Origin of the sequence: Streptomyces hygroscopicus subsp. hygroscopicus (genome assembly GCF_001553455.1) — a bacterium.
GTDB lineage: Bacteria > Actinomycetota > Actinomycetes > Streptomycetales > Streptomycetaceae > Streptomyces > Streptomyces hygroscopicus.
The window spans coordinates 1-5,934 of sequence record NZ_BBOX01000575.1 but is presented as its reverse complement, the minus strand read 5'-3'; the positions used below and the strand labels follow the sequence as shown (position 1 = coordinate 5,934).

The following is a 5,934-nucleotide window of genomic DNA, read 5'->3' as shown; positions in this document are numbered from 1 at the left end:
GCCGTACCCGGGCCGCCGGGGGCCGGGCGGCTGCCCGCGCCCGCGGGGGAGCCGGGGCCGGCCCCGTCCGCTTCGGGGGAGGGCGAGGGGATGGCGGTGAGGCCGGGCGTGGTCCAGGGGCCGGTCCGGAACGGGTCGAGGGGCACCGCGTAGCTCGCGGAGAAGCCGAGCCGTGCGGCCACCTCGCGGTGGCGCGGGTCGAGGTCGGCCTCGCCCGGGATATCGGGGTGGGTGACATCGGCGCGCCGCTCACCGCCCGGTTCGGGCAGCCCGTCGAGGAGATGGCCGGCGGAGGCGGAGCCGCGCGGGATGGTCTCGATCTGGCCGAGGTCGGCGTGGCCGAGCCCGAGCCCGACGGTGGTCACCGGGCCCAGCCCGTCGGCCGGTTCGAGCGCGACGAGCCCGCGCCGGGCGCCGACCAGGGCCGCGCCCGCGCGCAGCAGTTCGTGGAGCGCGTCGTCGAGCGTGTCGGTCCGGACCAGCCGCTCGGTGAGTTCATGAAGGGTGGTGAGATCCGACACCCAGCCCGCGAGCCGGTCCTGCACACCGGAGTTGGGGGCGACCAGGGGTGAGTCGACGGAGTCGGCAGTTTGAGTGGGCGCGGGGAGGGAAGGATCGATTCCAGCCACTTTCGGCGCGTGAGGCGGGTTCATGGCCCGCTGCTTTCGCCCGCCGGGCCCGGCTCGCTCAATAGCATCGCAAACCCCCTGTCGTGCTGCGCCGCTACTGTGCCGCTACTGTCTCCAGATGTACACGGACCGGAGAGGCGATGTCCAGCATCGTCCCGGTCGTCTTGTTGGTGTCTGTGGGGAATTGAACTTGGCCGAAAAAAAGTCATTAGGCTGCGCCTTCGAGGTCGACTGACGTCGTTCGACAGCGCGTCGTCTCCACCGCGGCGGGTACACATCGGAGAGGGGCAGGACGGGGGCAGTTCGGATCGCCCCGGAACCCCGCGGCCGGTCCAGGCGTCATAGACCACAAGGGCCGCGCCCATCCCCGAGTGGCGAGGAAGGCACCAACCAGGACGGCAAGCGCCATGCGCCCGCCACCTCTCGCCACGTTCCACGCTCGGCCTGCGGCGTGATGCGCTGCCTTGTACGCGCAGTGACTTGTGATCCACCTGCTGTGACGGGCCGAACGATGCCGGACAGCGCCACGTAGTGCCAAGTGAAGTGCCATCTGAAGTGCGATGTAGTGCGACGGACAGCCCTCGGCGTTAACGGAAAGGAACGAGCGCACATGCGCGAGATCCTCGGAAGGCGACGCAAGTTCTCGCTGCGGCGCGGCGCGCGGTCGCCGTTGCTGCGCGCGGCGCTCACCTGCGCCACCGAGTGGCAGTGGCCCGTGGTCCCGGGCGCCGGACTCAGGTCCGGCGGCGGGCGGCTCCGGGTGTGCGGCTGCCCCGACCCGGAGTGCGCGGTCCCGGGCGGTCATCCGTTCGATCCCGTTCTCCTCGCCGCCACCACCGACGCGCGGATGGTGCGCTGGTGGTGGACGAACCGGCCCACCGCGCCCCTCCTGCTGGCCACCGGCGGCACCGCGCCCTGCGCGGTGAGCCTGCCGGCGGTCGCCGGAGCGCAGGCGCTGGCGGTCTTCGACCGGGCGGGGATCCGGCTCGGCCCGGTGGTCGCCACCCCCACCCGCTGGTCGCTGCTGGTGGAGCCGTACTCCCTGGAGGAGCTCGGTGACCTGCTGAACCAGCAGGACTGGGTGCCCAGCTCGCTGCGGTTCCACGGCGAGGGCGGCTATCTGGTCCTGCCGCCGTCCCAGACGGGCCCCGGGCGGGTGCGCTGGGAGCGGCCGCCGCTGCGCCGCTCCGGGCGGCCCTGGCTGCCCCAGGTGGCCACGGTGGTGGACGCCTTGGTCGAGGCGAGCACCAGCGCGCCCGACGGTGGCAGCCGGCTCGCCTACTGAGGGCGGGCCCCGGGCGCGGGGGTTCGGGGACCGCTGAGCGCGACGCCCGCGGTTGTGTGAGGGCTCGGAGGCCGGGATGACCGCCCGGACTCCGGGCCCGGTCTTTTTTTCGGGGCGCGGGAACTGGCGCGGGACTTCCCGGGGGCTCAGGCGCAGGCTGTTTCGCAGGGCTCGGGCGGGTTTCCCGAAGGGCCCAGGCGGGTTTTCCGGAGGCTCGGGCGCGGGGTCAGGCGCAGGCTGTTTCGCAGGGCTCGGGCGGGCTTCCCCAAGACCCGGGCCAGGGTCAGGCGCAGGCCGTTTCGCAGCGCCCAGGGGGCTTCCCGAAGGACCCAGGCGGGCTTCCCGAAGGCTCGGGCGCAGGGCCTCTCGCAGGGTCAGGCGCAGGCCCTCTCGCGGCGCTCAAGGGCTCCCCCGGCCCCCCGGCCCTCCGGGGCCGAGGCCCGGGCGCGGGGTCGGGTACGGGGAGCGGAGCCAGGTATCAGGCTGTGGGGCCCTCGGCTGCGCGTTTTCGCGTTCCGGTAGCAACTCCCGTGGCGCTGCGGCCCGTTGGTCCGTACCATCACCGGATCGCCTCGCGCGCCGCCGTCCGGACGCGGACATGGAAGCGCCCGGTCGCTGGCGACGGGGGATGCACCAGCGACCGGGCTTTTAGAACCGTAACAAGAGATCGGCCGTTAGCAAATTCGATCGCGGATTTCCGGACGCCTATTTGCAGGGCGTAACGGTGAGTTGTGAGCAGTGTCACGTCTTCCGGTGGCGCCCTCCGGTCCTTTCGGCGACCGTCAGCTCAGCGTCACCTGACGGTTGGTGAGACCGCCCCGGGCGCGCCGCTGCTCGGGCGTCAGGGGGGCGTCGGAGGCGAGCGCCTCCGCGAGCCGCTCGGCGAGGGCCACGGCCGGCTTCTCGGTGTCCTCGGCGCCCATCCCGCGCGGCAGGTCCCACACCGGCACCGTGAGCCCGTGGGCCCGGAAGGAGCCCACCAGCCGGGTGTTCTCGCCGAGCGAGGAGGCACCCGCGGCGTGCAGCCGGGCGAGCGCGTCGAGCAGCTTCTCCTCGGGGTGGGACATCACCCAGCGCAGGTGGTTCTTCTCGGGCGTCTCGCACCAGTAGGCGGCCTCCACGCCGGTGAGCCGGGCGGTGGGGATCGCGGCCGCGTTGGCCCGTTCCAGGGACGCGGCGACCTCTCCGGTCGCGTTCGCGGCGTCCTCGAGCCAGAACTCGAACCCCTCGTGCAGAGTCGGCGAGAAAGTGCCCTTCGGGTCGAGCAGGTCCTGGAGCCGCGGACCGTCGCCCGGCGCCCGCTCGGCGGCCACCGGGGTGCCCGGCTCGGCGGTCAGCGCCCGGCGCAGGGTGTCGGCCAGGTCCCGGCTGATGTCGCCGGAGGGGGTGTCGTTCTGCAGGCCGAGCAGCACGGCGCCGTTGTCGCGGCGCAGCGCGGGCCACGCCATGGGCAGCACGGTCGCCAGGGTGACCGACGGAACCCCCTCGGGCAGCCCCTCGGCGAGGGTCAGCTCGACGGTGGCGGCGGGCACCAGCTCGCGCAGGGCCACCCAGTCGCATTCGCCGGGGAGGCCCGCGAAGGGGCGCTGCACCAGCTCGGTGACGGCGTGTGCGGCTTCGCGGCCGTGACAGGCTTTGTAGCGACGGCCCGAACCGCACGGGCAGGGCTCCCGGGCGCCCACCACAGGGATCTCGCCGGCGGCGACCTGTGGGCCTGTGGCCTTCGTCTGGGGGCGGCGCTTCTTGGCCATGGTGAGGCTGTCTCCCGATCGTGCGGCTCAGGGCTTGCTCGTACGCCCGTGACGGTCTGCGTACGGCCGCGGCGATGCTCTGACGGCTCTTACGGCGCGTACGACTGGTACGGGCGCGAGCCTAGCCCTTTGGCCGAACCTCGTCGGCTCCATGAGCCGCGTCGGCCTACGCGAGCTCGTCCAGATCGGCGAAGTCCAGCTCGCGATCGAAATCGGGGTCGATGTTCGTGTCGATGTTCGTGTCGGCGTTCGGGTTGATGTTCGGATTGATGCCCGTGTCGATGCCCGTGTCGATGCGTGAGCCCAGAGCCGCGTCGAGACCGGCGCCGAGATTCGCCTGGAGGCCCGGCCCCAGCCCGGAGGTCAGCTCCGCGCCCAGATCGGCCGAGAGATCCGATGGAATCCTGACACTGCGGGAGAAACCGTCATCAGGCGGGAGGAGAGCCCATACGGTGACTTCGCCGACATCGTCCCGTACGCCCCAGTCGTCGGCCAGCGAGGTGATGATGTTCAGTCCGCGACCGCCGCGGGCGGTGACCGAAGGATTGGCCGGAAGTGGCCTTGTGGGTCCTCCGCCATCGGTCACTTCGACCGTCAGCCGGTCCTCCTTGTCGACACTCCATGCAGCCCGCACCGTGCCGCCACCATGGCCGGAGCGCCATGGGCTACCGTGCCGCCATGCGTTGCTGAGCAGTTCTGAAAGGATCAATACAGCGTCGTCTATGACCGAATCCGATACCCCAGTCCTGCCCAAATCGCCACGCAACCACTGTCTTGCCGCGCGGACGCCCGCAGGACCATGGGGTACGGCCATGGTCGACGACGTCGGCACCTGCCGTGCCACCACCAATGCCACCCCCGAGACCTCCTTAGCCCCACGCCACGGGATGGATGCCCCGCGGTATTGGAGCGGAAACCGGCCAAGTGGCATCGTGTGACGCACTCGTCACGATCGAATACGTACCGAACGCGCCGGTGCACGCCTTGTAATGCCCATTATCAGCGTCCGAGTTGGGACAGTACCCGTTTGGGGCGATTGGTGATCAGTGCGTCGACCCCGAGGCGGACGCACAGGTCGACGTCCTTCGGATCGTCGACGGTCCATACGTGCACTCGGTGCCCCTCGCGCTGCAGCCGCGCCACATAGTCGGGGTGGTTCCGTACGATCCGGATGCTCGGCCCCGCGATCCGCACCCCGGGCGGCAGCTGCCCGTCCCGGTGGCGCGGCAGGACGAACTGCATCAGGTAGACGGTGGGGATGGCGGGGGCCCCGCTGTGGATCCGGTGCAGCGAGCGCGCCGAGAAACTCATCACACGGACGGGTGAAGGTTCGCCGGGCGGCGGCGTGTCCAGGCCGTACCGGCGCAGCAGCGCGAGCAGCCGGTCCTCCACCTGCCCCGCCCACCGGGTGGGGTGCTTGGTCTCGATCGCCAGTTCGATCCGGCGTCCGGCGTCGGCGACGAGCTCCAGGAGCCGTTCCAGAGTGAGGACGGAGACGCTGTCGCGGCTGTCGCGGTCCGGCTCCTCCTTGTCGGTGGCCCGGCCCTTCCACGAGCCGAAATCCAGCGCCGCCAGGTCGGACAGCTCCAGCGCCGAGACCGCGCCCCGGCCGTTGGACGTGCGGTTGACGCGGCGGTCGTGGACGCAGACCAGATGGCCGTCGGCGGTCAGCCGGACATCGCATTCCAGGGCGTCGGCGCCGTCCTCGATCGCCTTGCGGTAGGCGGCCAGGGTGTGCTCGGGGGCGTCCTCGGAGGCCCCGCGGTGGGCCACGACGGAGACGGTGTGCGGGCCGGGGCGGCTGTCCCGGGCAGGGCGCGCATAGGTCACCGCGTTATGGTGCCACCGCCCGGTGCGAGCCGGTGGACGCGGCCCCTCCGTTCGTTCGCACGGAATGGCGGTAGGGCGAAATGTCCGGGATAAAGGGTGGTAGTCCGCAGGACCACCGCTCCTTACGGCGGTCTGACGCGCTGTGGGAAAAGCTGACGGCGGTAAGACGTACACATGGGCCGTCGAGAAAATCTGTCGTGCACCTGAGGAGAGAGCTGTGAGCACCGAGAACGAGGGCTCTGCCGTTCCGCCCGCGCCCGGGCCGCATCCGGCCCCTCCGGCGCCGCACCCGAACCCGGCGGTGCCGCCCGCGCCGGACTACGAGCCCACCGCGGGCGCGCGGCCCGCCGCCCCGGACGCGCCAATAGGCACGCCCGACGCCGCAGAGCCGTCGGGAGCCGCCGGCCCCGCGTCACCGGCCGCGCCCCCCGCCCAGCCC

5 protein-coding genes and 1 pseudogene are annotated in these 5,934 nt (G+C 72.0%); 2 read left to right on the top strand and 4 right to left on the bottom strand.

The window, feature by feature from the left end; all coding sequences use genetic code 11:
• On the bottom strand, positions 1-653 hold a 653-nt coding region (locus tag AXW62_RS38845), incomplete at its 3' end, for a GAF domain-containing protein (protein ID WP_370682975.1).
• A gap of 586 nt (positions 654-1,239) precedes the next feature.
• Here AXW62_RS38845 and AXW62_RS38840 point away from each other — a divergent pair.
• Positions 1,240-1,914, top strand: coding sequence for a bifunctional DNA primase/polymerase (locus tag AXW62_RS38840; protein WP_030830124.1), 675 nt, complete (start codon positions 1,240-1,242; stop codon positions 1,912-1,914).
• Between the two features lie 782 nt (positions 1,915-2,696).
• Here the strand turns inward: AXW62_RS38840 and AXW62_RS38835 are convergent.
• From AXW62_RS38835 to AXW62_RS38825, 3 genes are all read right to left on the bottom strand, one after another.
• Positions 2,697-3,665, bottom strand: coding sequence for a DUF5926 family protein (locus AXW62_RS38835; protein ID WP_060948475.1), 969 nt, complete (start codon positions 3,663-3,665; stop codon positions 2,697-2,699).
• 166 nt (positions 3,666-3,831) lie between these two features.
• On the bottom strand, positions 3,832-4,608 hold the full coding sequence (locus tag AXW62_RS46515; RefSeq protein WP_370682974.1) for an ATP-binding protein: 777 nt from the start codon (positions 4,606-4,608) through the stop codon (positions 3,832-3,834).
• A gap of 56 nt (positions 4,609-4,664) precedes the next feature.
• Positions 4,665-5,495, bottom strand: a complete 831-nt coding sequence (locus AXW62_RS38825; protein ID WP_051886144.1) for a glycerophosphodiester phosphodiesterase — start codon at positions 5,493-5,495, stop codon at positions 4,665-4,667.
• A 217-nt stretch (positions 5,496-5,712) separates the two neighbouring features.
• Between AXW62_RS38825 and AXW62_RS45260 the strand changes: the two are divergent.
• Positions 5,713-5,934, top strand: a pseudogene (locus tag AXW62_RS45260) (protease); the annotation flags it as partial.

Excerpts from the sequence above, each read along its gene's own strand:
- AXW62_RS38840 (WP_030830124.1), top strand. The coding sequence starts at position 1,240 with ATGCGCGAGATCCTCGGAAGGCGACGCAAGTTCTCGCTGCGGCGCGGC.
- AXW62_RS38835 (WP_060948475.1), bottom strand. The coding sequence starts at position 3,665 with ATGGCCAAGAAGCGCCGCCCCCAGACGAAGGCCACAGGCCCACAGGTC.